The organism is Bifidobacterium sp. WCA-178-WT-4B, assembly GCF_009696495.1.
In the GTDB taxonomy this organism is placed as follows: Bacteria; Actinomycetota; Actinomycetes; order Actinomycetales; family Bifidobacteriaceae; genus Bifidobacterium; species Bifidobacterium infantis.
This window is the reverse complement of sequence record NZ_VULV01000015.1, coordinates 38332-63788: the sequence shown is the minus strand read 5'-3', so window position 1 is coordinate 63788 and position 25457 is coordinate 38332. Positions and strand designations below refer to the sequence as shown.

Sequence of the window (25457 nt, the reverse complement as noted above, 5' to 3'; positions counted from 1 at the left end):
GCTCCGTCGTGGAACAGTCCACTGGACTGTTCCACTCCTCGCGCGCCCGCCTGCCCATTGCGGGCGGCCGCTGCCAAGCGGGCGTCAGCCTTCTTTGTGGTCCACGTTTTCGAACAGGAAGCCGGTGTACTGGAACTGTTCGGTCTGGGCCTTGGCCTGACGCAGGGTGTCGAGGCCCACGCCCGCGATGATCAGGATCGTGGTGCCGCCGAACGGCAGCTTGGCGTTGAGGCCGAGGGCCATGATCAGCACGGTCGGGATCAGGGCCACGAACAGCAGGTAGACGGCACCGACGGTGTTGAGTCGGTTCATCACGTAGGTCAGGTAGCGGCTGGTGGCGTTGCCGGCGCGGATGCCGGGGATGAAGCCGCCGTACTGCTTCATGTTGTCCGCGGTCTCGTCCGGGTTGAACGTGATCGACGTGTAGAAGAAGCAGAAGAACACGATCATCAGCGCGTACAGCGCGATGTACCACACGGAGGTGGTGTTCGCCAGGTTGGCGTTGATCCACTTGACCCAGGACTGGTCGGACTTGCCGAACTGGGCGATCAGGGTCGGGATGGCGAGGATCGAGGAGGCGAAGATCGGCGGAATCACGCCGGACATGTTGATCTTCAGCGGCAGATAGGTGGAGGAGCCGCCGTACATCTTACGGCCGATCATGCGGCGCGTGTACTGCACCGGGACGCGGCGCTGGCACAGTTCGACGAAATCGACGAAGATGAGGATGACCACGAGCACGCCCACGACGATGCCGAACTTCAGCCAGTCGCCGTTCTTGCCGTTGGTGCCGTAGCCGATCTCCCACAGCTGCGGCAGGAAGCCGGAGCAGATGGACATGAAGATCAGGATGGACATGCCCTGGCCGATGCCCTTGTCGGTCACGAGCTCGGCCATCCACATGATCAGACCGGTACCGCCGGTCATGATGAGGACCATGACCACGAGGTTCCACACGGAGCCGTCCGGGATGACCTGGTCGCAGCGGTAGTTGAACAGGGCGCCGGAGCGGGCGGTCACCAGGATGGTGGTGGACTGGAGCACGGCCAGGCCGATGGTCAGGTAACGGGTGTACTGGGTGAGCTTGGCCTCGCCGGACTGGCCCTCCTTGTGCAGGGCCTCGAAGCGGGGGATGACCACGCGCAGCAGCTGCACCACGATGGACGCGGTGATGTACGGCATGACGCCCAGCGCGAAGATGGACAGCTGGAGCATGGCACCGCCGGAGAAGAGGTTCACCAGGCCGATGAAGTTCTCCTGGGAGGCGCTGCCGATGGTGGCCATGCACTTGTTCACCACGTTGTAGTCCACGCCCGGGGTCGGGATGAACGATCCTATGCGGTAGACGATGATGATGAACAGGACGAAGAGAATCTTCTTCCTCAACTCTTTGGTCTTCAGGGCCTGGATTAGTGTCCTCACCTGGATTTCCTCCCTATAGCGCGCCAATCACGCGAAATACACAAACTAACGAACGAGCATAGTCTACAGTGCCTACTTCGGCCACGTCATATCTCGCGGATGTCACCTGAATTATGCTCCGTCGTACTGAACGGGGGGAAGCATACTCAAAACGATCATTGTGTTGAGACTACTTCTCTGCGCTCAGAACAACAATTCTTTAGAAAAGGGAACCCCCGTCCACCTATTGGCGGACGGGGGTTGCACAGCCTATTGCGCTCCCCGTAGGACTAATCAGTCCTCGGAAACGGAACCGCCGGCGGCCTCGATCTTGGACTTGGCGGAAGCCGAAGCCTTAACACCCTTGAGGGTGAAAGCCACGGTGGTCTCGCCGTCGCCCAGAACCTTCACCGGAGCGTTGTCACGAACAGCGCCCTTGGCGATCAGGTCGGCCACAGCAACCTCGCCACCCTCGGGGAAGAGCTCCACGAGACGAGCGATGTTGATGACCTGGAACTCGACCTTGAACGGGTTCTTGAAGCCACGAAGCTTCGGCAGGCGCATGTACAGCGGCAGCTGGCCGCCTTCAAAGCCCGGACGCACGTGGTTACGCTTCGTCTGGCCCTTGGCGCCACGACCGGAGGTCTTACCCTTGGAGCCTTCACCGCGGCCCACACGGGTGCGGTCCTTCTTGGCACCCGGGGCGGGCTTCAGGTCGTGCATCTGCAGGATTTCGTTATCTGCCATAATCAGTCAACCTCCTCAACGGTGACCAGGTGACGCACGGCGTTCACCAGACCACGGTTGGCCGGGGTGTCCTCGCGGACAACGGTCTTACCGATCTTGTTGAGGCCGAGGGTCTTGACGGTGGCGCGCTGAGCCGGGGTACGGTTCACGATGCCGTGGTGCAGGGTAATCTTCAGGTTCTTAGCCATGAGTATCACTCACCATCCTTCTCTTCGGCGGCCTTAGCGGCAGCAGCCTCTTCGCGAGCCTTGCGAGCCTCGGCAATGCCGGCGGCACGGGCGCGCAGCAGAGCATCGGGAGCGACCTCGTCGAGCGCCAGGCCACGACGGGCGGCGATCTCCTCGGGCTCTTCGAGCTGCTTGAGGGCGTCGACGGTAGCGCGCACCACGTTAACGGCGGTGGCGGAGCCCATCGACTTGGTCAGTACGTCGGTGATACCCGCGCATTCCATGACGGCGCGCACGGAGCCACCGGCGATTACACCGGTACCCGGGGCGGCCGGACGCAGCAGGACGGTGCCAGCAGCGTCGTGACCCTGAACCGGGTGGGTGATGGTGCCGCGGACGCGAGGCACAGAGAACATGTGCTTCTTGGCGTCCAGCTGGCCCTTGGCGATGGCGGCCGGGACTTCACGGGACTTGCCGTAACCGACACCCACGGTGCCGTTGCCGTCGCCGACCACAACCAGTGCGGCGAAGCTGAAGGTACGGCCACCCTTGTGGGTCTTGGACACACGGTTGATGGTCACCACGCGATCGAGCAGCTCGTCGCCGTGGTTTTCTTCACGACGGTTACGACGCTCGCCGCGACGGCCTTCACCGCGCTGGCCACGACGACCCTTGCGGTCCTCGTTGTTGGATTCGGTCGCCACAGTGTTCTGAGTTTCTTCAGCCACTTGGGTTTCCTTCGTTTCGTTGTCGCTCACAGTGCAAGACCTCCCTCGCGGGCGCCATCAGCAACGGCTGCGACGCGACCGGTGTACTTGTTGCCACCGCGGTCGAACACGACTGCGGTGATGCCGGCAGCCTTGGCCTTCTCGGCGATCAGCTCGCCGACCTTCTTGGCGGCCTCAGTCTTGGTGCCTTCGAAGCCGGCGAAGTCGGCCTGAAGAGTGGAGGCGGACACCAGGGTAATGCCCTTGGTATCGTCGACCACCTGAGCAACCATGTGACGGTTGGAGCGGGTGACCACCAGGCGCGGACGCTCGGGGGTACCGGAGATGCGCTTGCGGATACGCGCGTGACGGCGCTTGAGAGCTACCTTCTTGCCTTTTCCGAGAATAGCAACGCTCATATCACTTACCAGCCTTTCCAGCCTTGCGCAGGATGCGTTCATCGGCATACTTGATGCCCTTGCCCTTGTAGGGTTCCGGAGCGCGCAGCTTGCGGATGTTGGCGGCAACCTGGCCCACGACCTGCTTGTCGGTGCCTTCGACAACCACGTGGTTGGCGTCGGTCACCTTCAGGGTGATGCCTTCGGGCGGGTTGACGGTGATGGTGTGGGAGTAGCCGAGGAAGAACTCGATGCCCTTGCCCTTGGCGACGGCGCGGTAACCGGTGCCGACGATCTCAAGAGTCTTGGAGTAGCCATCGTGAACACCCTTGACCATGCCGGCCATGATGGAGCGGGCCAGACCGTGCTTGGCACGGGTCGGACGCAGGTCATCAGCGGCGGTCAGGACGATCTCGTTGCCTTCAACGGCAGCGGTGATGCCTTCCGGAACCACGTAGGAGTCAGAACCCTTGGCGCCCTTGGCGGAGAAGTTCTGGCCTTCAATCTTGACTTCAACGCCAGCAGGGATGGCGATGGGGAGCTTACCAATATGCGATGCCATGTTTCAGCTCTCCTTTCTCACCACACGAAGGCGACAATTTCGCCGCCAATGCCTCGGTCGAGGCATTCCTTCTGAGTCAGCAGTCCCGAAGAAGTCGAGATGATGGCGATACCCAGGCCACCGAGCGGCATCGGCAGGGAGTCGGACTTCGCGTAACGACGAAGGCCCGGCTTGGAGATGCGCTTGATGCCCTGAATGGAACGCTCACCGTTCGGACCGTACTTGAGGGTGACCTCAAGAGTCTGGCCGACCTTGGCTTCCTTAGCGGTGAAGTCCTTGATGTAGCCTTCGCGCTTCAGGATCTCGGCGATGTTCGCCTTGAACTTGGAGTACGGCATATCCACGGTTTCGTGCTTGGCCGCGCTCGCATTACGCAGACGCGTAAGCATGTCTGCGATCGGATCTGTCATTGTCATTTGGGCTTGTTGCCCTTTCTCGCTATGGTTTCCGCCGCCCTCACGCTTCTTCTAGAAGCGTTCGGGCCGCGGACCTTCAGCGTCGATGTTTACCAACTGGACTTCGTAACGCCGGGCAGTTCACCGCGGTGAGCCTTCTCACGAAGGCAGATGCGGCACAGGCCGAACTTGCGGTAGACGGAGTGGGGACGACCGCAGACCTGGCAGCGCGTGTAAGCGCGGACCTTGAACTTCGGCTTGCCGGCCGCCTTGTTCTTAAGAGCGGTTTTTGCCATATCAGTTCTCCTTGAAGGGGAAGCCGAGGTGCTTCAGCAGCGCGTAAGCTTCCTTGTCGTCCTTGGTGGAGGTCACCACAGTGATGTCCATACCGCGCACGTGATCGATCGAATCAGGATCGATCTCGTGGAACATGGACTGCTCGGTGAGACCAAAGTTGTAGTTGCCCTGGCCATCGAACTGGTGGCCGTTGATGCCGCGGAAGTCGCGGATACGGGGCAGCGCGAGGGTCAGCAGACGGTCCAGGAACTCCCACATGCGGTCGCCACGCAGGGTGACGTACGCACCGATGGCCTGGCCTTCACGCAGGTGGAACTGCGCGACGGACTTCTTGGCCTTGGTGATCTTCGGCTTCTGGCCGGTGATCAGGGTGAGGTCCTTGACGGCACCTTCGATGAGCTTGGAGTCGCGGGCAGCGGCACCAACACCCATGGAGACGACGACCTTCTGGACACGGGCAACCTGCATCGGGTTGGAGTACTTGAACTCCTTCTCGAGCTCAGGAATGATCTGCTCGTTGTACTTGACCTTCAAGCGCGGGGTGGCCGGCGCTTCGACAGTAGTATCGGTCATGCCAGCTCCTTTCCGGACTTCTTGGCGACGCGCACGCGCACGGTCTTCACCTTGCCGTCACGCGCCTCTTCCTTAACGGTGATGCCAACGCGGGTCGGCTGCTTGGTCTCCGGGTCGATGACCATCACGTTGGAACGATGGATCGGAGCCTCAGTGGAGACGATGCCAGCCTGCTGGCCCTGCTGCGTTGCACGCACGTGCTTCTTGACGATCTGCACGCCTTCGACGATCAGTCGATCGTTGGAGAGCACCTGCTTGACGGTGCCTTCCTTGCCGCGGTCCTTGCCGCGGATGACCTTGACCAGGTCGCCGCTCTTGATCTTGGCTGCCATGTCAGATCACCTCCGGGGCGAGGGACACGATCTTCATGAACTTGTGCTCGCGCAGTTCACGACCGACCGGTCCGAAGATACGAGTGCCCTTCGGTTCACGGCCGGAGCCGAGAATGACGGCGGCGTTCTCGTCGAACTTGATGTAGGAACCATCCGCACGGCGGGATTCCTTGACGGTACGGACGACAACGGCCTTAACCACGTCGCCCTTCTTGACCGACCCGCCAGGAATGGCGTCCTTGACGGAGGCGACGATCACGTCGCCGATGCCGGCATAGCGTCGCTTCGATCCGCCGAGCACGCGGATGGCGAGGAGTTCCTTCGCACCCGTGTTGTCGGCGACATGAAGCCGCGTTTCCTGCTGAATCATTGATTCTCCTTAGCCGAGCTGGTTCTCCCCATTTACCGGGGCATCGTGGTTGCCCATGACACCCCGGTAAATGGCGAGCCTTGCCGAACTTTACTTACTTGGCGCGCTCGATAATGGATTCGAGACGCCAGCGCTTGGTCTTGCTCAGAGGCCGAGTTTCCATAATACTCACGAGGTCGCCAATGTGGGCGTCGTTGTGTTCATCATGGGCCTTGACCTTGCTGGTGGAACGAACGACCTTGCCGTACAGCGGGTGGGTCGAACGCTGCTCGAGCTCGACGGTAATCGTCTTGTCCATCTTGTCGGACACGACGTAGCCGCGGCGAACCTTACGGAAGTTACGCTCTTCAGCCATAATCACTTCTCCTTGGATTCGGTGGCGGCCGGCTCCTGGCTGATGCCAAGCTCACGCTCGCGAAGCACGGTGTACATGCGGGCGATGTCGCTCTTGACGGCCTTGAGACGGGCGGTGTTCTCGAGCTGACCGGTGGCGTGCTGGAAGCGCAGGTTGAACAGCTCTTCCTTGGACTTCTTCAAGAAGCCTTCGATTTCCGCGTTGGTCTTCTCGTTGAGATTCTTGATGGAGTAATCAGCGGTACCGACTGCCATCAGATATCACCACCTTCACGTGCGATAATGCGGCACTTCATCGGGAGCTTGTCGATAGCGCGGCGGAGGGCTTCCTTAGCGATGTCCTCGGACACACCACCGATTTCGAACATCACGCGACCAGGGCGCACGTTCGCAATCCAGAACTCCGGGGCACCCTTACCGGAACCCATTCGGGCACCGAGCGGGTGCTTGGTCAGCGGACGATCCGGGAAGATCGTGATCCACACGCGGCCACCACGCTTGATGTAGCGGGTCATGGCGATACGCGCGGCTTCGATCTGACGGTTGGTCACGTAGGCCGGGGCGAGGGACTGGATGGCGAAATCACCGAAGTTGATCTCGTTGCCGCCCTTGGACATGCCAGAACGCACAGGGCGGTGCTGCTTGCGGTACTTAGTCCTCTTGGGGATAAGCATTCTTGCTCACTCCTTCGTTTCTGCAGCCGGAGCGGCCTCGGCGGGAGCCTCAGCCTTGGGGGCTTCGGCGGCCTGCGGGGCGGCGGAACGGTTGCCACGGCGCGGGCGGCGATCGCCACCACGACGGCCCGGACGGTTGTTCTGCTGAGCCTGCTGCTCTTCGAACTCGGATTCGGTCATGTCGCCCTTGTAGATCCAGACCTTGACGCCGATACGGCCGTACGTGGTCTTGGCCTCGAAGAAGCCGTAATCGATGAGGGCGCGGAGGGTCTGCAGCGGAACGCGGCCCTCACGGTAGAACTCGGAACGGCTCATTTCCGCACCGCCGAGGCGGCCGGAGAGCTTGATGCGGATACCCTTGGCACCGGCGCGCATGGCGTCCTGCTGGGCCTTACGCATGGCACGACGGAAGGTGACGCGGTTGGTCAGCTGCTCAGCGATGCCCTGAGCGACGAGCTGGGCGTCCAGCGCGGCGTTCTTGACTTCGAAGATGTTGAGCTGGACCTGCTTGCCGGTCAGCTTCTCGAGCTTGGCGCGGACGCGCTCAGCCTCGGCGCCACGACGACCGATCACGATGCCCGGACGGGCGGTGTGAATGTCGACGCGAACGCGGTCGCGGGTGCGCTCGATGACGATGCGGGACACGCCAGCGCGCTCGAGGTCCTTGCTCATCTCCTTGCGGATCTGATCATCCTCAAGCACGAAGTCGCGGTAGCGTTCGCCGGCCTTGTTGGAGTCGGAGAACCACTTGGAGCGGTGGTTCTCAGTGATGCCCAGACGGTAGCCAAACGGATTGATCTTCTGACCCATCTTTAGCGGGCTCCTTCCTTGTTAGCCACGACGACCGTGATGTGGGAGGTGCGCTTGTTGATGCGAGCAGCGCGGCCCTGGGCACGAGCGCGGAAGCGCTTGAGGGTCACACCTTCGTCAACGTAGGTCTCCTTGATGTACAGGTCGTTCTCGCGGAACGGCTCGCCGGCCTTGTCGGCCTTCACACGAGCGTTGGCGATGGCGCTCTCCAGGGTCTTGCGGACCGGCAGGGCCGCAGCCTGAGGGGCGAACTTCAAAATGGTGACGGCTTCGGTCGCCTTCTTGCCGCGGATGAGGTCGACCATGCGGCGAGCCTTGCGCGGCGTCACGCGGACGTGACGAGCGATTGCTTTAGCTTCCATGTTCTATTCCTTATCCTTAGCGACGGGCCTTCTTGTCGTCCTTCACGTGACCCTTGAAGGTCTTCGTGGGGGCGAACTCACCCAGCTTGTGACCAACCATGGCCTCGGTGACGAACACCGGGACATGCTTGCGACCATCATGAACGGCGAAGGTGTGTCCGATGAAATCAGGGGTGATCATCGAACGACGGGACCACGTCTTGATGACGTTCTTGGTGCCCTTCTCGTTCTGCTCGTCGACTTTCTTCTGCAAGTGGGCGTCGACGAAGGGGCCCTTCTTGATGCTACGAGTCATCTTCTCGATACTCCCTTACTTGCGGTTCTTGCCGGACGGACGGCGACGAACAATCATCTTGTTCGAAGCCTTCTTCGGACGACGAGTACGAACCTCGCCCTTGCCCCACGGGGAGACCGGCGGCTTACCACCGCGGGTACGACCGCCGTGCGGGTGGTCGACCGGGTTCATGGACTCACCACGGGTGATCGGACGGCGGCCGATCCAGCGGGCGCGGCCAGCCTTGCCGAGCTGAATGTTGGCGTGGTCCTCGTTGCCGACCTCGCCGACGGTAGCGCGGCAGCGCGCGTCGACGTTGCGGATTTCGCCGGACGGCATACGCAGCTGAGCGTAGGCGCCATCCTTGGCGACGAGCTGAACGGCAGCACCAGCGGAACGAGCGATCTTAGCGCCGCCCAGCGGGCGGAGCTCGATGGCATGAACCACGGTACCGGTCGGGATGTTCTTCAGCGGCAGGTTGTTGCCCGGCTTGATATCAGCCTGAGCACCGGTCTCGATGACGTCGCCCTGCTTGATGCCCTTCGGCGCGATGATGTAGCGCTTCTCGCCATCTGCGAAGTGCAGGAGGGCGATACGGGCGGAGCGGTTCGGATCGTACTCGATCTCGGCAACCTTGGCGGGCACGCCGTCCTTGTCCCAACGCTTGAAATCGATGAGACGGTACTGACGCTTGTGGCCGCCGCCGCGATGACGGGAGGTGATACGGCCGTAAGAGTTACGACCGCCGGTCTTGGACTTCTTGCGAACCAGCGACTTCTCAGGCGTAGAACGAGTCAGCTCGGAGAAATCCGAGACGGACGCGTTGCGGCGGCCTGCGGTCGTCGGCTTATAAACGCGGATAGCCATAATGTAGTTCTTCCTTTAACTTTTCTCGGCTAACCTTCAGTTACCAAAGATGTCGATCGTCTGGCCCTCGGCGACGGTCACGATCGCACGCTTCTGGGAAGCGCGCTGGCCGAAACCGGTGCGAGTGCGCTGCTTCTTGCCAGCGCGGTTGAGGGTGTTGACGTTCGTCACCTTGACCTTGAAGATCTCTTCGATTGCCTGCTTGATCTGCACCTTGTTCGCATCCGGAGCCACCACGAAGGTGTACTGGCCACGGTCGGAAGCGGCGTAGCTCTTCTCGGAGACGACGGGCTTAAGAATCACGTCGTGAGCGGGCTTGTGAATAGCGACCATCTAAATCAGGCCTCCTTCGGCTCGGTCTTGGCAGCCACGAAAGCCTCGAAGGCTTCCTTGGTGAAGACCACGTACTGCGAGGTAATCACGTCGTACGTGTTGAGCTGATCGACGAAAATCGGGTGAACGGTCGGGATGTTGCGCACGGAGAGCCACTCGTTGATGTTGTCGCGAGTGAAGACGACCGTGGTGAACTTGTCCGCGGTGATCGGGGCCAGAGCGGCGACAGCGGCCTTGGTGGACGGCTCGGTGATACCGAACTCCACCACGGCAACGCGACCGGCGTTGGCGCGATCGGACAGGGCGTAGCGCAGAGCTGCGGCCTTCATCTTCTTGGGGGTGCGCTGAGAGTAGTCACGCGGCTGCGGGCCGAACACGGTGCCGCCGTGGTACCACTGCGGTGCACGGATGGAGCCCTGACGAGCACGACCGGTGCCCTTCTGCTTCCACGGCTTCTTGCCGCCGCCGGAAACCATGCCACGAGTCTTGGTGGCGTGGGTGCCCTGACGAGCAGCAGCGAGCTGAGCGGTGACAACCTGGTGGATCAGCGGGATGTGAGCCTGGACATCCTCGGCGGAAACGCCGAAGAGAGCCTCAGGAGCTTCAACGGTGCCGGTGGCCTGGCCCTTGGCGTCGGTGACGTTCAGAGTAACGTTTGCCATGGTTTATCAGGCTCCCTTCACAGCCGAGCGGACGAGAACGATGCCGCCCTTGGGGCCAGGAATGGCGCCCTTGATGGCGAGGATGCCGTTCTCGACATCAGCGGAGACGACGGTCAGGTTCTGGGTAGTGGCGGTCACATGACCCATGCGGCCGGCCATACGCTTGCCCTTGAGAATACGGCTCGGAGTGGCGCATGCGCCCACAGAACCGGGACGGCGCTCGTTCTTGTGAGAACCGTGAGTACGGCGGTAGGACTTGAAGCCCCAACGCTTGATGGTACCGGCGAAGCCCTTACCCTTGGTGGTGCCGGTCACGTCGACCTCAGCACCCTCTTCGAACAGGTCAGCAGCCAGTTCCTGGCCGGCCTCGAACTGATCGACGTCGTCGGTGCGCACCTCGACGAGGTGGCGACGCGGGGTGACACCGGCCTTGGCAAAGTGGCCAGCCAGCGGCTTGGTCACCTTGGTGGGATCGATGGCGCCGTAGCCGAGCTGGACAGCCTTGTAGCCGTCAGATTCCTCGGTCTTCACAGCGGTCACCACGTTGGTGGACACGTCGACAAGAGTGACGGGCACGAAGAAGCCGTTCTCGTCCCACACCTGGGACATGCCGAGCTTCTTGCCCAGCAGAGCCTTGCGATTAGACATAATGCTTCCTCCTCCCTTACAGCTTGATTTCGATGTTGACGTCCGCAGGCAGATCGATGTGCATCAGGGAGTCCACGGCCTTGGGGGTCGGGTCCACGATGTCGATGAGGCGCTTGTGAGTGCGCATCTCGAAGTGCTCGCGAGAATCCTTGTACTTGTGAGGAGAACGGATAACACAGAAGACGTTCTTCTCGGTCGGCAGCGGAACGGGGCCAACAACAGTTGCGCCCGCGTTCGTCACCGTTTCGACGATCTTCTTCGCCGATTGGTCGATGACCTCGTGGTCATAGGACTTAAGCCTGATGCGGATTTTCTGTCCCGCCATTGCCGTCCGCCCTTTCTAGCGATGTTCGTTGTACTGTTTACCAACCTGCTTCTAGGGCACCGGCGCGCATGGCCTCCCTTGGACATACGTCCTCTGGCGGTCATCCGACATCAGTGCGCGGTTTCCGGCTGTCACTTCACTTGAAGTGGCTCCCGGCCCGCGCTCGCTTTTTTAATTCCAATTTGCGAGCCCAAATCAGGCAACTTGTTTATTCAAGCATTGAGGTGGGACAGTGCGGAGGAATTCGCGCGTGTCGCGCTCATGCCGTTCGTATTACCTCGCGGCATAGCCGCTCCGCGTGTCGCCTACCAACATCCTTCTGAGACTTACCTATATATAGTGGTATAGCTCACGTTGGCGAATATGGATTGATTAATTGAGTTGGATGGTAACACGAATTACTCTTAAGGCTCGTGACACAATCACTGGCAAAGAACATCAAACCTATTCGTGAGCACGGCGCCAACGTGTTATATCAGCACGGCACTCTGGCCTTACTCGTGCCGGGGCTGCTGGAAGGCACCACCACCATCGGCGAATTGCTCAAGCATGGCGACACCGGCATCGGCACCGGCGAGGGCTTGGACGGCGAGCTCATCATCCTGGATGGCGTGGCATACAAGATAGGCCAATCCGGTGTGGCCGAACGCGTGCCGGACGACTTCACCATGCCATTCGCCAATAGCCATCGCGCGGCCTTCCAGTACCAGTGCGAGCGTCATGATATCGGCCTAGAAGAGCTCAACGATAAGATCGTCAAGGCGAACGGCCGCGCGAACACGTTCTTTTCGGTAATTGTGCGCGGCACGTTCAGCTTCATCAAGACACGCGCGGTCATCAAGCAGCAGGCACCCTACCCCACGCTGGTAGAGGTGGCCGACCGGCAGGCCGTGTTCCTGCGCCACGACGTCAAGGGCACCATGCTCGGGTACTTCTCCCCCGTGATGTTTCACGGCGCGGCTGTGGCCGGATTCCACGAGCACTTCCTGTCCGACGACAAGACGTTCGGCGGCCATGTGCTCGATGCGGTGCTCGAGCGCGGCAAAATCTACAGTCAGGTGTTCGATACCTTGGTGCAGCATCTGCCGGTGGACGACCCTGATTATCGCAACCACGACTTCAGCCAAGATCCGATAGCCGAGGCCATTTCCAGCGCCGAGGGCGATACTCAACGAGATTAGTCTCGCATAATATCGCCGTCACGGTACACAATGTGAGCCAAATGAACATTTCCAAACAATCGCACATGTTGCATAATGGCTGAAACACAGGCTTCTCGCACTTCCCATGTTCGATTGTCGCAATGCAGGTCTCACATCTTTCTTATTGAGAACCATTCGCTGCGATATCATGACAGATATGGCTTCCCGCCGCAAGACCCTTAAACGCGATTGGTTCGACAACCAACCTGGCGCATGGGTAATGGTTATGCTACCCGCTGCGGCTGAGGAAGGAGCGCTCGCTGTGGGGCAATGCCGTGTCGGCCATGGCCACGGTGATCGCGTCGTTTGGCAGCGCTGTTGAGACGGCATGTGTTATGCCCATCAACGCAGCACATGCCTCGTGCGCAGCCGCTGATGTCACCGCCACACGCGCCGCGATTCGGAATATGCCGGATTTGAGCCAGATATTCGACCTTCACACCTGGTGGCCCGCAGGTTCATTGCCCGTGAACAGGCTGATTGCCACTGTGCTGTTTGCGCTGACGCAGTATGGGTCGGTTCTGGTCGTCAAAACCATGATCCGGGAACGCGGGGTGGCGGCTTCGTGGGTATGGCATGTGGCGCTATTGCTGCTAGCCGCCGTGCCGGCTGGACGCAGCCCGTATCTGATTGCGATGACTGTGCTGCTGTTGGCCCGCGCCGTTGCGTTGCCGGTGGTTACACGGCGCACAATCTTGAAGCCCGTGGTGACCGGCATTACCGAGGCGTTTGCCAGCTTTATTGCTTTTGGCTGCATTATTGCGGCGATTTAGCGACGCTTCAGCGATTCCATGGGGCGGTAATTCCCTCATGGGGCGGTAATTGGCCCATGGGGCGGACGGTAAAATTTTACCTTCCGCAGAATAGAGCCGTTTTCGTACACCGCCCCATGGGGTTTTCACCGCCCCATGGGCAAGTTACCGCCCCATGAGTAGGTTACCGCCCCATGGAGGCACCTGCCGGCTGAGGGAGCGCCACATATGCAAAGGAGCCCGGCCCCTGTAATGGGGTCGGGCTCCTTGTGTCCGCTATGCAGCCACTAAGCTGCAACACCGCGGTTGGTGGCTTGATGGTGCCAGCAACCACAAACCGCCTGCAATCAGCGCTCAGAGGCTTCCTCAATGGCGGCCTCACCCTCGCGCTCGATGCGCAGCTTGTGGCCTTCCGCCTGGGAGACGCCGTAGTAGGCACCGACGGCGATGTCCTTCATGTCGTTGATCAGCGGGATGCGCGGGTTGGCCGGGGTGCACTGGTCCTCGTAGGCGCGCATGCCGATCTGATCGAGCACGGACCAGAAGTAGTCCTCATCCACACCGCAATCCTGGAAGCTCTTGTTCATGCCGAGCCTGTTGTCGCGGTAGTCCTCGACGGCCTTCGCCAGGTTCTCCACGGCTTCGGCCGGGGTCTTGCCGGTGTCGATGCCGAGGTTGCGGGCGATGTCCTGGTAGCGCTCCGGGGCGATGTACTTGTTGTACTTCGGCCAAGAGGTGGGCTCCTCAGGAATCTGGCCGTTGTAGCGAATCACGTACGGCAGCAGGATGGAGTTGGTACGGCCGTGGGCGATGTGGCACAGGGCACCGATGGTGTGGGCCATGCCGTGGCACATGCCGAGGAACGCGGAGCCGAATGCCATGCCGGCCATGGTGGCGGCGTTGTGCATCTTCTCCTGAGCGTCGGTCTTGGCCAGACCAGGCTCGCCGTTGACGGACTCAGCCAGGTTGTCCCAGATGAGCTTGGCCGCGTGCAGGGCCATGCCGTCGGTGAAGTCGTTCGCGTACACGGACACGTAGGCTTCCATCGAGTGGGTCAGGGCGTCGAAGCCGGCGTCGGAGGCCAGCTTGCGCGGCTGGGTGCGAGCCAGCACCGGGTCCACGATGGCCACGGACGGTGTCAGCGCGTAGTCGGTGATCGGGTACTTGTAGCCGGTCTTGTGATCGGTGATCACGGCGAACGGGGTGACCTCGGAACCGGTGCCGGAGGAGGTCGGGATGCACACCAGCTTGGCCTTCTTGCCCAGCGGCGGGATCTTGAAGGCGCGCTTACGGATATCGAAGAACTTCTCGCGCACGTCGGAGAAGGCGATTTCCGGGTGCTCGTAGAGCAGCCACATGATCTTGGAGGCATCCATCGGGGAGCCGCCGCCAACCGCGATGATCGTGTCCGGCTCGAACTCCTCGCGCATCATCTCAGCACCCTTTTCGACGGTCTCGACAGAGGGCTCCGGCTCGACGTAGTCGATGATGCGGAAGGTCACACGGTTGGAGCGGGCGCGCAGCTGGTCGATGACCTTATCGACGATGCCGAGCTGCTCCATGACCTTATCGCACACGATGACGGCCTTCTCGATGCCGTACATGTCGCGCAGGTACTTGATGGCGTTCGGCTCGAAGTAGGTCTTGGCCGGGATCTTGAACCACTGCATGTTGTTGTTCCTCCGAGCAATGCGCTTGATGTTGACGAGATTCACGGCCTGCACGTTGCCGGAAACCGAGTTGCCGCCGTAGGAGCCGCAGCCCAGGGTCAGGGACGGGGCGATGGCGTTGTAGATATCACCGATGCCGCCGAGAGAGGAAGGCTGGTTCCAGATGATGCGGCAGGCGTGCATACGGACGCCGTACTCACGCACGAGCTCCTGGTTGTTGGTGTGGATGGCGGCGGTGTGGCCGGCACCCAGCTTGAGCATCTTCTCGCACATCTCGAAGGCCTGCTCCTTGTTGTCGGCCTTGAGCACGGCCTGCACCGGAGCGAGCTTCTCGTGGGTCAGCGGCTCGTCGTCGGAGACTTCCTTGCACTCGGCGGCCAGAATGGTGGCGTCGGCCGGAATCTCGAAGCCAGCGGCCTTGGCGATGAACTGCGGGGACTTGCCCGGCACCACGGAGTTCAGCACGGGCTTGACGCCGGAACCGGCGGTGCAGCCGAACATGTACTGCTCCAGCTTGGCCTTCTCTTCGGCGTTGACGAAGTAGGCCTTACGGACCTTGAGCTCCTTGATGAGCTGGTCGTAGACGTCCTTGTGGACGATGATGGCCTGCTCGGTGGCGCAGATCATGCCGTAATCGAAGTGCTTGGAGAGCACCAGATCGTTGGCGGCACGCACGATGTCCACATCGGAATCAACATAGGCCGGGGCGTTGCCGGCACCCACGCCGAGGGCGGGCTTGCCGGAGGAGTAAGCGGCCTTGACCATGCCCGGACCACCGGTGGCGAGGATCGTGGCCACGCCCGGGTGCTGCATCAGCGCGCCGGTGGCCTGGATGGACGGGTGCTCGATCCACTGGATACAGTTCTCGGGAGCACCGGCCTCGATGGCGGCGTCGCGCACGATCTTGGCGGCCTCGACGGAGCACTTCTGCGCGCCGGGGTGGAAGCCGAAGACGATCGGGCAGCGTGTCTTCAGGGCGATGAGGGACTTGAAGATGGTGGTGGAGGTCGGGTTGGTAACCGGGGTGACACCGGCGACCACGCCGACGGGCTCGGCGACCTCATCGATGCCCATCACGTCGTCTTCGCGGATGATGCCGACGGTCTTCTGGCCGGCCAGGTAGTTGGTGACGTGCTCACAGGCGAAGATGTTCTTGGTGGCCTTGTCTTCCACGAGACCACGGCCGGTCTCGTCGACGGCCATCTTGGCGAGAACGAGGTGCTTGTTCAGAGCTGCGATGGAGGCCTTGGCGACGATACGATCAACTTGCTTCTGGTCGAGGTTCTCGAATTCGTCGAGAGCCTTCTTGGCGCGGGCAACCAGCGCGTCAACCTCGGCCTCAGCTGCGGCCTGCTTCTCTTCTGGGGTCGGATTGGCAGCTTCGACTTTCTTCTTTGCTTCTGCCACTTGGGGTCCTCCTCGATCTTCTTGGGGTATATGGCAAAGTTCTGGCCCATCGCCTCGTCACCTCAGTTGCACCAGCGGGATACCGCCTCAGTAACCGAAAATGACCGGTGATGCGTTGTCACATTGCATATGTGACCTGAGTCACAATATACCGAACGGTCCGACGCGATGCATACGCACAAAATCGACGGCGTTTCACGTGCGATATTGAACAATTTTTGTTAAGAGTTGTGCGAAATATCAAACAAATCCTCACTCTATTCGGCGATTTGGTACTTTTTGTTCACTTTTTACCAAATATCACATGCCCGCAAACAACACAATCCGAGAACTTTTTTAAAGCAAATTCTCAAAAGCACTCATCTTCTCCACATTTCTAGAAAATTGATTTAAAAAGTACCCAGAATCGCCTACAAATATACGATCGTTGCCTCATAACCTCCGCGTCGAGGCACATGAAAGCCACTTTCATAAAATATACTTGCATATATCTCATCGCACAAAGGGGTAAATATGAGGGCAATGCCATCGACCGCAGTGAAAGCGCACAACCGCAGTGCCATGACCCAGTATCTGTATGGCCATAGCCATGTCACCAAGCAGGAACTGGAACGCGAACTCGGCCTCAGCCTGCCCACCATCACCCAAAATCTGCGCGCCCTAGAAGATGACGGACTCATCCGCAAAGGCGAACTGCAGGATTCCACCGGCGGGCGCAAGGCGCAAAATTATGAGTTCAATCCCGATCATCGCACTGCCATCGGGGTAGTGATGCGGTCCAACGAACTGCGCCTGTGCGCGATTAACCTGTACGGCAACGTCATCGAAAAGCGCAACGATGCCCTGCCTTACCGCAACACCAACGTCTACTACCAGCGTATCGGCGGCATCATCAACAACTTCGCCGCCGACGTCGAAAAGAAGCACGGCAAGGTGCTCGGCGTCTCGTTCGCCATCCAAGGCATCCTCTCCCCCGACGCCACCACCATCACCTTCGGCACCATTATGGGCAACACTGGGCTTACGCTCGAAACCATCAGCCAGTCGGTCCATTACCCGTGCATGATGATTCACGATTCCGATGCCTCAGCCATGGCCGAACTCTGGTTCGACTCCACGCTCACCGATGCGGTGTGCGTCTATCTGGAGCGACGCCCGGGCGGCGCGGTGATCGTGGGAGGCAAGCTGCATCAAGGCCCGAACCAGTGCAACGGCGCCATCGAACACATGACGCTGGTGCCGGGCGGCCGCGAATGCTACTGCGGCCAGCGCGGTTGCATGGACACCTACTGCTCGCCGGAGACCTTGCCCGAGGATTACGAAAGTATTCCCGGCTTCTTCAGCGTGCTTGAGCAGGGTGAACGGCATCATCGCGAGCGCATGGACGAGTGGCTGGATTACGTGGCGCAGGCCATCGTCAACGCGCGATCCATCATCGCGGGCGACGTGATTGTCGGCGGTGAAGCAGCCCAGCATCTTGAAGACAGTGACATCGAGGATCTGAAGGCGCGCGTCATCGCACGCAGCCCGTTCGGCACCGACCATTTCAATCTGCGCAAAAGCCACTGCGCCGAAGATCAGAACATCATCGGTGCCGCGTTGCGGTTCGCCGAGAATTATCTCGACGATATCTGCGGTGCTGCGGAACGCGGCTGATTTCCGCCTAGGCGGCAGCGGTTTCGGGACTCATGGAGACAGTCATAGAACACCAATCACGGCAAACCGGATGTCACCAGCCATGGCCAGGCATACGGCCACCGCAAGCACGACCATTACCGCGGTCACTACCGGCCATACCGAATTATCATTCATTGCTGCCTCCTTGGAGCCGATGCACTTTATGCGCATCTAACCACTTCGTTGTACTTTCAAGCCTAAACGGCAGCATTGGCCCTATCTGATACCAAGAAACCCACTTATGGTACTTTCTTGCACGGATCCGTGACACCGCCCAGACCGGGGCGGCAATCAATGTTCTCGGCGATATTGAGATGGAGTCGTACCGGTTTCTTCCAGAAACCGACGATTGAAATTCGAGGCATTCGTATATCCGCTCAACTGTTGAATCTTGGCAATGGGCATGTTCGTGCAAGTCAGCAAACGACAAGCACGCCCCACTCGAAGCCGTCGAACAAAATCAACAAAACCGATGCCGGCAACTCGCTTGAAGAAGCGAGAAAAGGTGGATACGCTCATCGCCGCCGCATCAGCGGCACCTTGCAAGCTGACCTCATCCAGATGTGTGGAAATATAGGTGATGGCGGCGTTGATCCCATCCTCCGCGCCAACCGCAATCACTGGATTGTATTCCGGCGTTACCACGGTCTGGCTTTCCTGCGCTGGTGCCTGCTCGAATACCGTCAGAATAGCAATAAGGTCGGCAACCCGTCTAGCTGGACTATGTTCTCCCATGGCCACTAATAGCTCGCCGGCCTCACGTGCCGAATCACCGAACAGTACAAGTGCATGCTGCGAACGGCGCAATACCGTCTCGAAACCGGAAGTCTCGGGAAAAGCGGCGGTCAATAGTCGCATAGTCTGCGGACGTATATGGCATAACACATCACGATGAGAGAGTCGTTCTCCAGGAATGATATCCGACAACCAATTATGAGGCAGATTGGATCCGATCATCGCCACATGCCCCGGCACGAATGGCATGAGTCCATCCCCCGCCATGAGTTGTCCACTTCCCTCACGGATAAGATGAATTTCGATTTGTGGATGATAATGCCATTTGGCCAGAGAGCTCGGATACCCGTGGCTTGACCAACGTATGGCCGCATCCCCATCGGGCACAATCACTTCCAGCGAGCCCGCATCCGAATGAGGAATCGCAGTCAAGTTTCGCGCATCCATCGCAGACCTCCTTGTCAATGTTGCGCAGTACAGCTCGCCATATTTCGTACTTTACCGGTGGAACAACTACGGCGAGATGATTGCCCGGCGGAATCCTACGGATATGGCACATAAGTGCAGGCGGAAAAAGGGAAACGCCAACATATGCCGCAGGATTTCATCGGGCAATCATCTCGTCATCAACACGTCACGGATTAGTCTCGATTGACCGTAATCTGCAACTTGATATCGCCCGGACGACCCTCATCCATACGGTCGAAGGCAGCCTTGGCGTCCTTCATGGCAAACGTGTCAGTGATGAACGGCTTCAGGTTAAGTCGGCCGCTATCGACCAAATCGATGGCTTTCTGGTACACATTGGCGTAACGGAAGATGTTCTCAATACGCACTTCGGTGGCCTGCAGCTCGGTCACGTCAATCGGTACCGGGTTGACCGGAATACCGACGAGCACCGCGCAACCGCCCGGGGCAATCAGCTTCCAGAACGTCTCATAAGCTTTCGGCGCGCCGGAACACTCGAATGCCACATCAGCGCCCCACCCAGCGGTCTCTTCGCGTACACGTTCAACCAAGTCCTCCGTCGTCAAATCCACGGGGATAACGCCCGGAATCTGGCCGATAATACCCAGCTTGATGGAAGACACATCCGAAACAAGCACCTTGGAAGCGCCACCGGCGAGCGCAGCAGAGGCAGTGAGCATACCCACTGTGCCCGAGCCGGTCACCACGCACACATCGCCGGGCTTGATGCGCGCCTTGGTGGCAGCCCACATGCCCACGGCGGTCGGCTCAAGCAACGCACCTTCGCCAAAGCTCATGGAATCAGGCAGATGGTAGGTGAATGCGGCCGGGTGAATGACCTCCTCACACAGGCAACCGTCAATCGGCGGAGTAGCGAAGAAACGCACAGCCGGATCGACGTTGTACATGCCCAGTCGGCTGGCCCGCGAAGTCATATCCGGAATGCCTGGCTCGAGGGCGACTCGGTCACCGGGCTTGAAATCAGTGACGCCGGGGCCGACCTCCAACACGGTGCCCGCTGCCTCATGGCCGAGAATCATTGGCTGCTCAACAACATACTTGCCAACACGACCGTGCGTGTAGTAATGCAAATCAGAACCGCATACGCCCACGGTGTGGGGTGCGATACGCAGCTCACCGGGGCCGGGATCCTTGACGTCCGGGACCTCACGCACATTGATGACGCCCTGCTCTTCGAGAACAACTGCTTTCATGGTATTTCTCCTTATATTGGTTGAATTTATTTTTTGAGGGTCTTGTATTGTTGGTTTTTGACGAGAACAGTCAGCGAGCACCGCTCAGTTCGCCGCCACTTTGCGGGTGATGCCCGGCTGTTCGGGGCGAATCCAGAATGAGATGACCGAGCCAGAGATGTAGCAAATGGCATATGCCCAGCACACTCCGGCAAAACCTACGGTATTGAGCAGTACCGTAGCGATGAACGGACCACAGAATGTGGTCAGGCCTGAAGCGAGGTTATGTGCGGAAACCGCAGCGCCCTTGTGCTCAGGTTCCAGAGCAGGGAATACTGCGCCCATCGGTACGAAAGCGGAAATACCCATGCCGAGCACCACGGCGCACACATACATAAATGGCAGGTTGTGCCCAAACAGCTGCGGCACATAGTACATGGCGAGAGTACCGAGCGCGGAGAGCCAGCAGCCCCACCAGCGCATCTGGCTCATCCAGCCGAAGCAATCGCCCATACGGCCCCAGAACACATTGCCGAATACGGTGACGACGAACAGCAGACCCCAGATGGTGGACCATTCGGTGACCTGGTACCAAGCTCCGCCGCCGTTTGTATGCGTGGCGAGATACAGCGGCATAATGACCGGAAAACCGTACAAAGTGAGATTGCAAATCACACGCAATACGGCAGCAAGCGCAATCTGGTGGTTGTCTTTGAGAATGGTCACGCCGCGAGAGAGTTCACGAAGCTTATCCGAAGAGCTCATCGTGTCAAGATTGGCGTTACGGGTTTTCGGCACAAAACACAGACAGATAATCATGCCGACAATCGAGAACGGCAGTGACACCCACAGTGAATAGTATTCACCAATCACCGGCGTGATGAACGCCGGCAGATAGGCGCCAAACACACCGATGCCAAAGGAATAGGAAGTCCAGAACCAGCCCATGGCCGATGCCAGTTTGCCGGGATCCACAGTTTGCGCAAGCAACACTACGAAGCTGTAGATAAATAGCGGATAGCCCATGCCTCGCAACATATACGACGCCAGCATCAGCGGATAACTGTGGCTAGGCAATGCCACACCGATGAATACCAGATGCAGCACGATCCAAGAACCCGCGCCAATAAGCATGATGCGCTTGGCTCCGAACAGTTCGGCCAGCACGCCCGAGGACCAGCCGGCGAGCGCCGCGACCAATCCGTACATCGTAAACAGCAGTGATGCCTGCGACGAGCTGAATCCCTGATCGACGACATACTTGGACAAAAAGGTCAGTTCAAACCCATCGCCTGTCATGAACACTGCGATCGCCAAGAATCCCGGCAGTAGTTTTCGCGCCAGTCCTTGTGCCATGGACCGTCTCCTTTTACTATGCAAACTTCGTTGTTTTCATCCGCCCAACTTTGGAGCGTTAATACAAGTTTCGCTGCGAAAATAGCAGTGTTTTGGCGCGAAAACAGTCAAGAATTGATACTTTCTTGCATGGATGTTGTTATGCCCAGCGTGCCGCTCATTGTTGTCACCCAGCACAATCATCAGGCACTAAAAAAAAACGACCGGCGCATGTGCACCGGTCGTTGAATGTTAGCTATCAGGCCAGCCCGTAATAAAGGCTGAGTATTATATTGCGGCCACTATCGACACGCATATTGCGCGCGAATCGAGCGCATCGGAGCCACTACTCCTCCACAATCTGGCAGAATTCGATGGTCTCGCCGTTGGGGCCGTAGATGTTGAAGTAGCGGATGCCATGCTTCCAGAAACTCGGGATGGACTGGATCTCGGTGTCCTTGAAGTCCACGCCGAGCGCCTTGGCGTTCTCGAAGGCGGCTTCGATGTCCGGGGTGTCGAAAGCCCAGTGGTTGATGGCGCCGGTGGTCATCGGGGCGGGGTCGCCTTCCCAGGTTTCAATGGTCAGGTGGCCGTAGCGCAGGAAGGCGCAACGGTTCTCGCCATTCATGAACAGTCCGGCGAGCTCAAAGCCCATAACCTCGCGGTAGAACTTGATGGTCTCATCCAGGTCTTTGGCAATCATGCCGGAATGCTGGAGGTCGGTAGTGAACGCGGTCATTGGCTTAGCCATGTGATTCTCCTTTGAATATTGTGGTTGGATAAAGGTTAAGGATAGTCGGACAAGGTATGCGGCGCGGCAGAACCATGCCGCACTCCTAGTCAATTATCGATACTTTCTTGCTGACGCAACATGATGTTGCGATCAGTTCGCAGTGGCAACCATTTCGGCGGCCACGGTTACTTCGGGCAGCTGAACGTGCACGGATGCGCTGTCGGTAGGTTCCGAGGACTCGGAGGACTCTGCGGATGCAACCTTTGCGCCCTTGATGCGGCGGCCTTTGGCGTCGAAGCCGGGCTGCTGCGGGCGGATGAACAAGGTAAGCACGAAGGCGAGCACATACAGTCCGGCGTACGTCCAGCACACGCCTTCATAGCCCACAACCGGCAGCAGAATGGTGGCGATGCCAGGGCCGGCGAACGTGGTCAGACCGGCGGCGAGGTTGTATGCGGACAGCGCCGCACCCTGCTTGCCGCCCGCGTACAGGGTCATGATGGTGGGCAGCGACGAGAACGCGCAGGTGCCGATGCCGACGATGACCGAAGCGACGATCATCATAATGGCATTCGCGCCGAACCACTGCGGAATGTAGTAGAACGCCACCGAGCCGACCGCGAGCACCGCGCAGCCGAACCAGCGCATCGGCCATACCCAGCCGAAGCGGTCCATGAACCAGCCCCAGAACGTGTTGAAAATCAGCGTGATCACGAACACGAAGCCCCAGATACGCATCCATTCCTCGGTTTTGAAGATGTTGATGCCGCCATTGTGGGTGGTGCACAGGTACAACGGCATGATGACCGGGAACCCGTAGAGCAGCAGGTTATTGATGATGCGGATGATCGCGCAGATGAGCACCTTGCGATTGGTGACCAGGATGGTGGCACCCTCGGCCAGCTCGGCGAGCTGTTCCTTGCGGCTCAGTCCTTGCGATTTGACGATTTTGTTCTTTGGTACGAAGAAGAAGCACATGACGGTGCCGACGATGGAGAACGGCAGTGCGAACCAGAAGGTCTTGTATTCGCCGAACACCGGCATGATGAAGCTCGGCAGGTAAGCGCCAAACACGCCAATGCCCAGAGAGAAGCAGGTCCAGAAGAAGCCGGTGGCGGAGGCCAGGCGGGCGGGGCTGATGTATTGCGCCATCAGGACCACGAAGCTGTAGATGAACAGCGGGTAGCCGATGCCGCGCAAGGCGTACAGGCCCAGAATCAGCGAATACAGACCACTCGGGATGGCGACCCCGAGAAACAGCAGGTGGATGCCGATCCACCAGCAGGCACCGAACATCATGATGCGGCGGGCACCGAACATTTCGGCGAGCACGCCGGCGCACCAGCCGCCGAGGGCCGCGAACAGGCCGTACACAGTGACCAGCAGGGAGGCCTGTGAGGACGAGAAGCCTTGGTCGACCATGAATTTGGAGAGGAAGGTGAGCTCGAATCCGTCGCCCGTCATGAAGATGGCAACGGCGAGGAAGCCAAGCAGCAACACACGGGGAATACCGAATTTTTCAAAAAAGCGAATCATGGGTTGACTCCATTAACATCGTTGTCAGTAGAGGTGGTGCAGGGAAAAATGCGGCCGCCGGAAGAAAAAGGGAAAGCCGGCGGCCAAGCTATATTGGCGGCGAAAACCGTGAGACGAAACCTCTTCCTCCCGCTGGCAGGAGGTGGTGCGCAGCACCGGAGGGTGGTAATACACGCCGCCGGATGCCTCCCCTCAGCCGGCTCCGCCGCCAGCTCCCCTCAGGGAGGGGAGCCTGCAAAGTGCCGAAACTACTCGCAGACCTTGACGACGGCCTTGGAGACGCCCTGGATCTTGCCGTCGAGGAAGTCCTGGACTTCTTCGAGTCCCAGTTCGTGGCTGATGAGCGGTGCGACGTTCATCTTGCCGGATTCGAGCAGGCTGATGGCGTCTTTGAAGGTGAGCGGGTTGATGAAGGAGCCCTGAATGGTCAGCTGCTTCTTATAGATATCGTAGGTGTTCATCTCGAAGTGCGCCTCCTGCGGGCCCACGCCGAACATGAGCACCTGCGCGCCCTTCTTGGCGGCGGCAACGGCCTGAGCCTGGGTGGCAGGCAGCCCCACGGCCTCGATGATCACATCATAGGATTCGGCCGGAATGGCTTCACGCGTGGTGTTGTAGACGTTCGCGACGCCGAAAAGTTCCTGGTTGCGCTTGAGCTTCTCATCAAAAATGCCGGCCAGATCTACCTGATGCACGCCGTAAGCCTGCACGATCTGGGCGAAGAGCTGGCCCATGAAACCGTCACCGATGACCAGCGCCTTCTGGTAGGGGCGCAGCTTCAGCAGGTCCACGCCGTGCACGGCGCAGGAGATGGGTTCGATGGCGGCGGCATCCTTTAATGAGACGTTGTCCGGCAGCTTGTAGACCACGGTAGCCGGTGCGGTGAACTGTTCGGCAAGGCCGCCGTCGCGCGTGACGCCCACGGCGGAGAGGTGGTCGCACAGTTCGGGACGCTGGGTCAGGCAGTATTCGCACTGGCCGCAGTAGATGTTCGGATCGACGGCCACACGGTCGCCCACCTTAACACCGGTGACCTCGGAACCAATGGCGGCCACGACGCCGGAGTTCTCATGGCCGAGCACGATCGGCGGCACAGCGGCGGCCGATCCAGGACGGCCGGCGTACAGGTCATGATCGGTGCCGCACACGCCGGCGTAAGCGGTGTTGATCAGTACTTCGTTGGGCTGGATTTCAGGAGTGGGCAGGTCCTGGATTTCGAATTCCTTGACGCCGGTGAGCACGAGAGCCTTCATGATGGGTCCTTTCTACGGTGAAAGCATGCCAATGCGATGGACGAGGTCGGGCGGCTGGTCGGTCAACCGGGTGGCTGATTGGTTGGCTAGTTGGCCGGCCGTCAAGCCTGATCGCACGGCGATTGGTTGTGCATTGATTGTTCTTTGTCATCCCGCTATCTTTGCGAGGTGTTGAATACAGCATAACTTCATTATCTCAGTTTTGCAAACCCTTTTTATAAAACTACTTTCATTCGGC

General features: G+C 59.5%; 31 protein-coding genes and 1 pseudogene. 3 read left to right on the top strand and 29 right to left on the bottom strand.

All coding sequences use genetic code 11. The annotated features are described in order from the left end of the window. Positions 1-84 precede the first annotated feature (84 nt). The 22 genes from secY to rpsJ form a co-directional block, all read right to left on the bottom strand. Positions 85-1422 carry a preprotein translocase subunit SecY gene (gene secY / locus FYJ31_RS10430; protein WP_012578468.1) on the bottom strand — a complete coding sequence of 446 codons (1338 nt, stop codon included), beginning with the start codon at positions 1420-1422 and terminating at the stop codon, positions 85-87. A gap of 273 nt (positions 1423-1695) precedes the next feature. Then, positions 1696-2148, bottom strand: a complete 453-nt coding sequence (gene rplO, locus FYJ31_RS10425; RefSeq protein WP_008783622.1) for a 50S ribosomal protein L15 — start codon at positions 2146-2148, stop codon at positions 1696-1698. Between the two features lie 2 nt (positions 2149-2150). Next, complete coding sequence (rpmD, locus tag FYJ31_RS10420) at positions 2151-2336, bottom strand: 50S ribosomal protein L30 (RefSeq protein ID WP_007053043.1); 186 nt, start codon at positions 2334-2336, stop codon at positions 2151-2153. A gap of 5 nt (positions 2337-2341) precedes the next feature. Beyond that, the gene (gene rpsE, locus FYJ31_RS10415; RefSeq protein WP_007053804.1) at positions 2342-3073 is read right to left on the bottom strand and encodes a 30S ribosomal protein S5; all 732 of its coding nucleotides are present in this window, start codon (positions 3071-3073) and stop codon (positions 2342-2344) included. Then, positions 3070-3441, bottom strand: a complete 372-nt coding sequence (rplR, locus tag FYJ31_RS10410) for a 50S ribosomal protein L18 (RefSeq protein WP_007053041.1) — start codon at positions 3439-3441, stop codon at positions 3070-3072. The genes rpsE and rplR overlap by 4 nt, the downstream gene beginning before the upstream one ends. A gap of 1 nt (position 3442) precedes the next feature. After that, positions 3443-3982 (bottom strand): 50S ribosomal protein L6, encoded by a 540-nt coding sequence (gene rplF / locus FYJ31_RS10405; RefSeq protein ID WP_012578469.1) that lies wholly within the window; start codon positions 3980-3982, stop codon positions 3443-3445. Between the two features lie 17 nt (positions 3983-3999). Beyond that, entirely contained in the window at positions 4000-4398 is a 399-nt protein-coding gene (rpsH, locus tag FYJ31_RS10400; protein ID WP_003829896.1) for a 30S ribosomal protein S8, read from the bottom strand. Between the two features lie 89 nt (positions 4399-4487). Continuing rightward, positions 4488-4673 (bottom strand): type Z 30S ribosomal protein S14, encoded by a 186-nt coding sequence (locus FYJ31_RS10395; protein WP_003814530.1) that lies wholly within the window; start codon positions 4671-4673, stop codon positions 4488-4490. Between the two features lies 1 nt (position 4674). After that, on the bottom strand, positions 4675-5247 hold the full coding sequence (gene rplE, locus FYJ31_RS10390; protein ID WP_007053039.1) for a 50S ribosomal protein L5: 573 nt from the start codon (positions 5245-5247) through the stop codon (positions 4675-4677). After that, positions 5244-5579 (bottom strand): 50S ribosomal protein L24, encoded by a 336-nt coding sequence (gene rplX / locus FYJ31_RS10385; RefSeq protein ID WP_007053803.1) that lies wholly within the window; start codon positions 5577-5579, stop codon positions 5244-5246. The genes rplE and rplX overlap by 4 nt, the downstream gene beginning before the upstream one ends. A gap of 1 nt (position 5580) precedes the next feature. Further along, positions 5581-5949: a 50S ribosomal protein L14 gene (gene rplN / locus FYJ31_RS10380; protein WP_003829893.1), complete on the bottom strand. Its 369-nt coding sequence runs from the start codon at positions 5947-5949 to the stop codon at positions 5581-5583. Between the two features lie 94 nt (positions 5950-6043). Further along, a complete protein-coding gene (gene rpsQ, locus FYJ31_RS10375) occupies positions 6044-6304 on the bottom strand; it encodes a 30S ribosomal protein S17 (RefSeq protein WP_007055338.1) in 261 nt (86 codons plus the stop codon). Positions 6305-6306: 2 nt separating this feature from the next. Continuing rightward, positions 6307-6558 (bottom strand): 50S ribosomal protein L29, encoded by a 252-nt coding sequence (gene rpmC / locus FYJ31_RS10370; protein ID WP_003829891.1) that lies wholly within the window; start codon positions 6556-6558, stop codon positions 6307-6309. After that, a complete protein-coding gene (gene rplP, locus FYJ31_RS10365) occupies positions 6558-6977 on the bottom strand; it encodes a 50S ribosomal protein L16 (protein ID WP_007053037.1) in 420 nt (139 codons plus the stop codon). Before rplP ends, rpmC begins: the two co-directional genes overlap by 1 nt. Positions 6978-6983: 6 nt before the next feature. Continuing rightward, the gene (gene rpsC, locus FYJ31_RS10360) at positions 6984-7787 is read right to left on the bottom strand and encodes a 30S ribosomal protein S3 (protein ID WP_007053036.1); all 804 of its coding nucleotides are present in this window, start codon (positions 7785-7787) and stop codon (positions 6984-6986) included. 2 nt (positions 7788-7789) lie between these two features. Further along, a complete protein-coding gene (rplV, locus tag FYJ31_RS10355; protein ID WP_007053035.1) occupies positions 7790-8149 on the bottom strand; it encodes a 50S ribosomal protein L22 in 360 nt (119 codons plus the stop codon). A 16-nt stretch (positions 8150-8165) separates the two neighbouring features. Continuing rightward, positions 8166-8444 carry a 30S ribosomal protein S19 gene (rpsS, locus tag FYJ31_RS10350; protein WP_003814508.1) on the bottom strand — a complete coding sequence of 93 codons (279 nt, stop codon included), beginning with the start codon at positions 8442-8444 and terminating at the stop codon, positions 8166-8168. 15 nt (positions 8445-8459) lie between these two features. Next, positions 8460-9290, bottom strand: coding sequence for a 50S ribosomal protein L2 (gene rplB, locus FYJ31_RS10345; protein WP_007053034.1), 831 nt, complete (start codon positions 9288-9290; stop codon positions 8460-8462). A 36-nt stretch (positions 9291-9326) separates the two neighbouring features. Beyond that, complete coding sequence (gene rplW / locus FYJ31_RS10340; RefSeq protein ID WP_007053033.1) at positions 9327-9623, bottom strand: 50S ribosomal protein L23; 297 nt, start codon at positions 9621-9623, stop codon at positions 9327-9329. A 5-nt stretch (positions 9624-9628) separates the two neighbouring features. Next, positions 9629-10285: a 50S ribosomal protein L4 gene (rplD, locus tag FYJ31_RS10335; RefSeq protein ID WP_007053032.1), complete on the bottom strand. Its 657-nt coding sequence runs from the start codon at positions 10283-10285 to the stop codon at positions 9629-9631. Between the two features lie 6 nt (positions 10286-10291). Further along, a complete protein-coding gene (rplC, locus tag FYJ31_RS10330) occupies positions 10292-10933 on the bottom strand; it encodes a 50S ribosomal protein L3 (protein ID WP_007053031.1) in 642 nt (213 codons plus the stop codon). Positions 10934-10949: 16 nt separating this feature from the next. Further along, entirely contained in the window at positions 10950-11258 is a 309-nt protein-coding gene (gene rpsJ / locus FYJ31_RS10325) for a 30S ribosomal protein S10 (RefSeq protein ID WP_003827292.1), read from the bottom strand. Between the two features lie 413 nt (positions 11259-11671). Between rpsJ and budA the strand changes: the two genes are divergently transcribed. Together budA and FYJ31_RS10315 are read left to right on the top strand one after the other, a co-directional pair. Continuing rightward, positions 11672-12439, top strand: a complete 768-nt coding sequence (gene budA / locus FYJ31_RS10320) for an acetolactate decarboxylase (RefSeq protein ID WP_012578475.1) — start codon at positions 11672-11674, stop codon at positions 12437-12439. Between the two features lie 106 nt (positions 12440-12545). Then, a pseudogene (locus FYJ31_RS10315) lies at positions 12546-13233 on the top strand (hypothetical protein). 326 nt (positions 13234-13559) lie between these two features. Here FYJ31_RS10315 and adhE read toward each other — a convergent pair. After that, a complete protein-coding gene (gene adhE / locus FYJ31_RS10310; RefSeq protein ID WP_174774052.1) occupies positions 13560-16289 on the bottom strand; it encodes a bifunctional acetaldehyde-CoA/alcohol dehydrogenase in 2730 nt (909 codons plus the stop codon). A 513-nt stretch (positions 16290-16802) separates the two neighbouring features. Here adhE and FYJ31_RS10305 point away from each other — a divergent pair. Further along, positions 16803-17945, top strand: coding sequence for an ROK family transcriptional regulator (locus FYJ31_RS10305; protein WP_154536620.1), 1143 nt, complete (start codon positions 16803-16805; stop codon positions 17943-17945). 312 nt (positions 17946-18257) lie between these two features. On the opposite strand, the gene FYJ31_RS10300 is transcribed toward FYJ31_RS10305, so the two are convergent. The 6 genes from FYJ31_RS10300 to FYJ31_RS10275 all read right to left on the bottom strand — a co-directional run bounded on the left by FYJ31_RS10300 (position 18258) and on the right by FYJ31_RS10275 (position 25219). Then, positions 18258-19148: a helix-turn-helix domain-containing protein gene (locus FYJ31_RS10300; protein WP_154536619.1), complete on the bottom strand. Its 891-nt coding sequence runs from the start codon at positions 19146-19148 to the stop codon at positions 18258-18260. A 194-nt stretch (positions 19149-19342) separates the two neighbouring features. Further along, positions 19343-20383 (bottom strand): NAD(P)-dependent alcohol dehydrogenase, encoded by a 1041-nt coding sequence (locus tag FYJ31_RS10295; RefSeq protein WP_010081604.1) that lies wholly within the window; start codon positions 20381-20383, stop codon positions 19343-19345. Between the two features lie 84 nt (positions 20384-20467). Further along, positions 20468-21718 carry an MFS transporter gene (locus FYJ31_RS10290; protein ID WP_012472151.1) on the bottom strand — a complete coding sequence of 417 codons (1251 nt, stop codon included), beginning with the start codon at positions 21716-21718 and terminating at the stop codon, positions 20468-20470. 325 nt (positions 21719-22043) lie between these two features. Continuing rightward, the gene (locus FYJ31_RS10285) at positions 22044-22448 is read right to left on the bottom strand and encodes a VOC family protein (protein WP_014485325.1); all 405 of its coding nucleotides are present in this window, start codon (positions 22446-22448) and stop codon (positions 22044-22046) included. Between the two features lie 132 nt (positions 22449-22580). Then, a complete protein-coding gene (locus FYJ31_RS10280) occupies positions 22581-23966 on the bottom strand; it encodes an MFS transporter (RefSeq protein WP_154536618.1) in 1386 nt (461 codons plus the stop codon). 248 nt (positions 23967-24214) lie between these two features. Continuing rightward, positions 24215-25219 carry a zinc-dependent alcohol dehydrogenase family protein gene (locus tag FYJ31_RS10275; protein WP_154536617.1) on the bottom strand — a complete coding sequence of 335 codons (1005 nt, stop codon included), beginning with the start codon at positions 25217-25219 and terminating at the stop codon, positions 24215-24217. Positions 25220-25457: the final 238 nt, after the last annotated feature.

What these genes read in the sequence shown, in the direction of transcription:
- FYJ31_RS10395 (WP_003814530.1), bottom strand. Translation starts at nt 4,673, where the DNA reads ATGGCAAAAACCGCTCTTAAGAACAAGGCGGCCGGCAAGCCGAAGTTC.
- rplE (WP_007053039.1), bottom strand. Translation starts at nt 5,247, where the DNA reads ATGACCGATACTACTGTCGAAGCGCCGGCCACCCCGCGCTTGAAGGTC.
- rplB (WP_007053034.1), bottom strand. Translation starts at nt 9,290, where the DNA reads ATGGCTATCCGCGTTTATAAGCCGACGACCGCAGGCCGCCGCAACGCG.
- rpsS (WP_003814508.1), bottom strand. Translation starts at nt 8,444, where the DNA reads ATGACTCGTAGCATCAAGAAGGGCCCCTTCGTCGACGCCCACTTGCAG.
- FYJ31_RS10305 (WP_154536620.1), top strand. Translation starts at nt 16,803, where the DNA reads ATGAGGGCAATGCCATCGACCGCAGTGAAAGCGCACAACCGCAGTGCC.
- rpsH (WP_003829896.1), bottom strand. Translation starts at nt 4,398, where the DNA reads ATGACAATGACAGATCCGATCGCAGACATGCTTACGCGTCTGCGTAAT.
- FYJ31_RS10285 (WP_014485325.1), bottom strand. Translation starts at nt 22,448, where the DNA reads ATGGCTAAGCCAATGACCGCGTTCACTACCGACCTCCAGCATTCCGGC.
- rplC (WP_007053031.1), bottom strand. Translation starts at nt 10,933, where the DNA reads ATGTCTAATCGCAAGGCTCTGCTGGGCAAGAAGCTCGGCATGTCCCAG.
- rplO (WP_008783622.1), bottom strand. Translation starts at nt 2,148, where the DNA reads ATGGCAGATAACGAAATCCTGCAGATGCACGACCTGAAGCCCGCCCCG.
- FYJ31_RS10295 (WP_010081604.1), bottom strand. Translation starts at nt 20,383, where the DNA reads ATGAAAGCAGTTGTTCTCGAAGAGCAGGGCGTCATCAATGTGCGTGAG.
- rplD (WP_007053032.1), bottom strand. Translation starts at nt 10,285, where the DNA reads ATGGCAAACGTTACTCTGAACGTCACCGACGCCAAGGGCCAGGCCACC.
- FYJ31_RS10290 (WP_012472151.1), bottom strand. Translation starts at nt 21,718, where the DNA reads ATGGCACAAGGACTGGCGCGAAAACTACTGCCGGGATTCTTGGCGATC.
- rpmC (WP_003829891.1), bottom strand. Translation starts at nt 6,558, where the DNA reads ATGGCAGTCGGTACCGCTGATTACTCCATCAAGAATCTCAACGAGAAG.
- rpsQ (WP_007055338.1), bottom strand. Translation starts at nt 6,304, where the DNA reads ATGGCTGAAGAGCGTAACTTCCGTAAGGTTCGCCGCGGCTACGTCGTG.
- rplN (WP_003829893.1), bottom strand. Translation starts at nt 5,949, where the DNA reads ATGATTCAGCAGGAAACGCGGCTTCATGTCGCCGACAACACGGGTGCG.
- FYJ31_RS10300 (WP_154536619.1), bottom strand. Translation starts at nt 19,148, where the DNA reads ATGGATGCGCGAAACTTGACTGCGATTCCTCATTCGGATGCGGGCTCG.
- rplP (WP_007053037.1), bottom strand. Translation starts at nt 6,977, where the DNA reads ATGCTTATCCCCAAGAGGACTAAGTACCGCAAGCAGCACCGCCCTGTG.
- FYJ31_RS10280 (WP_154536618.1), bottom strand. Translation starts at nt 23,966, where the DNA reads ATGATTCGCTTTTTTGAAAAATTCGGTATTCCCCGTGTGTTGCTGCTT.
- rplX (WP_007053803.1), bottom strand. Translation starts at nt 5,579, where the DNA reads ATGGCAGCCAAGATCAAGAGCGGCGACCTGGTCAAGGTCATCCGCGGC.
- rpsC (WP_007053036.1), bottom strand. Translation starts at nt 7,787, where the DNA reads ATGGGTCAGAAGATCAATCCGTTTGGCTACCGTCTGGGCATCACTGAG.
- rplF (WP_012578469.1), bottom strand. Translation starts at nt 3,982, where the DNA reads ATGGCATCGCATATTGGTAAGCTCCCCATCGCCATCCCTGCTGGCGTT.
- rpsJ (WP_003827292.1), bottom strand. Translation starts at nt 11,258, where the DNA reads ATGGCGGGACAGAAAATCCGCATCAGGCTTAAGTCCTATGACCACGAG.
- rpmD (WP_007053043.1), bottom strand. Translation starts at nt 2,336, where the DNA reads ATGGCTAAGAACCTGAAGATTACCCTGCACCACGGCATCGTGAACCGT.
- rplW (WP_007053033.1), bottom strand. Translation starts at nt 9,623, where the DNA reads ATGGTCGCTATTCACAAGCCCGCTCACGACGTGATTCTTAAGCCCGTC.
- FYJ31_RS10275 (WP_154536617.1), bottom strand. Translation starts at nt 25,219, where the DNA reads ATGAAGGCTCTCGTGCTCACCGGCGTCAAGGAATTCGAAATCCAGGAC.
- rplV (WP_007053035.1), bottom strand. Translation starts at nt 8,149, where the DNA reads ATGGAAGCTAAAGCAATCGCTCGTCACGTCCGCGTGACGCCGCGCAAG.
- rplR (WP_007053041.1), bottom strand. Translation starts at nt 3,441, where the DNA reads ATGAGCGTTGCTATTCTCGGAAAAGGCAAGAAGGTAGCTCTCAAGCGC.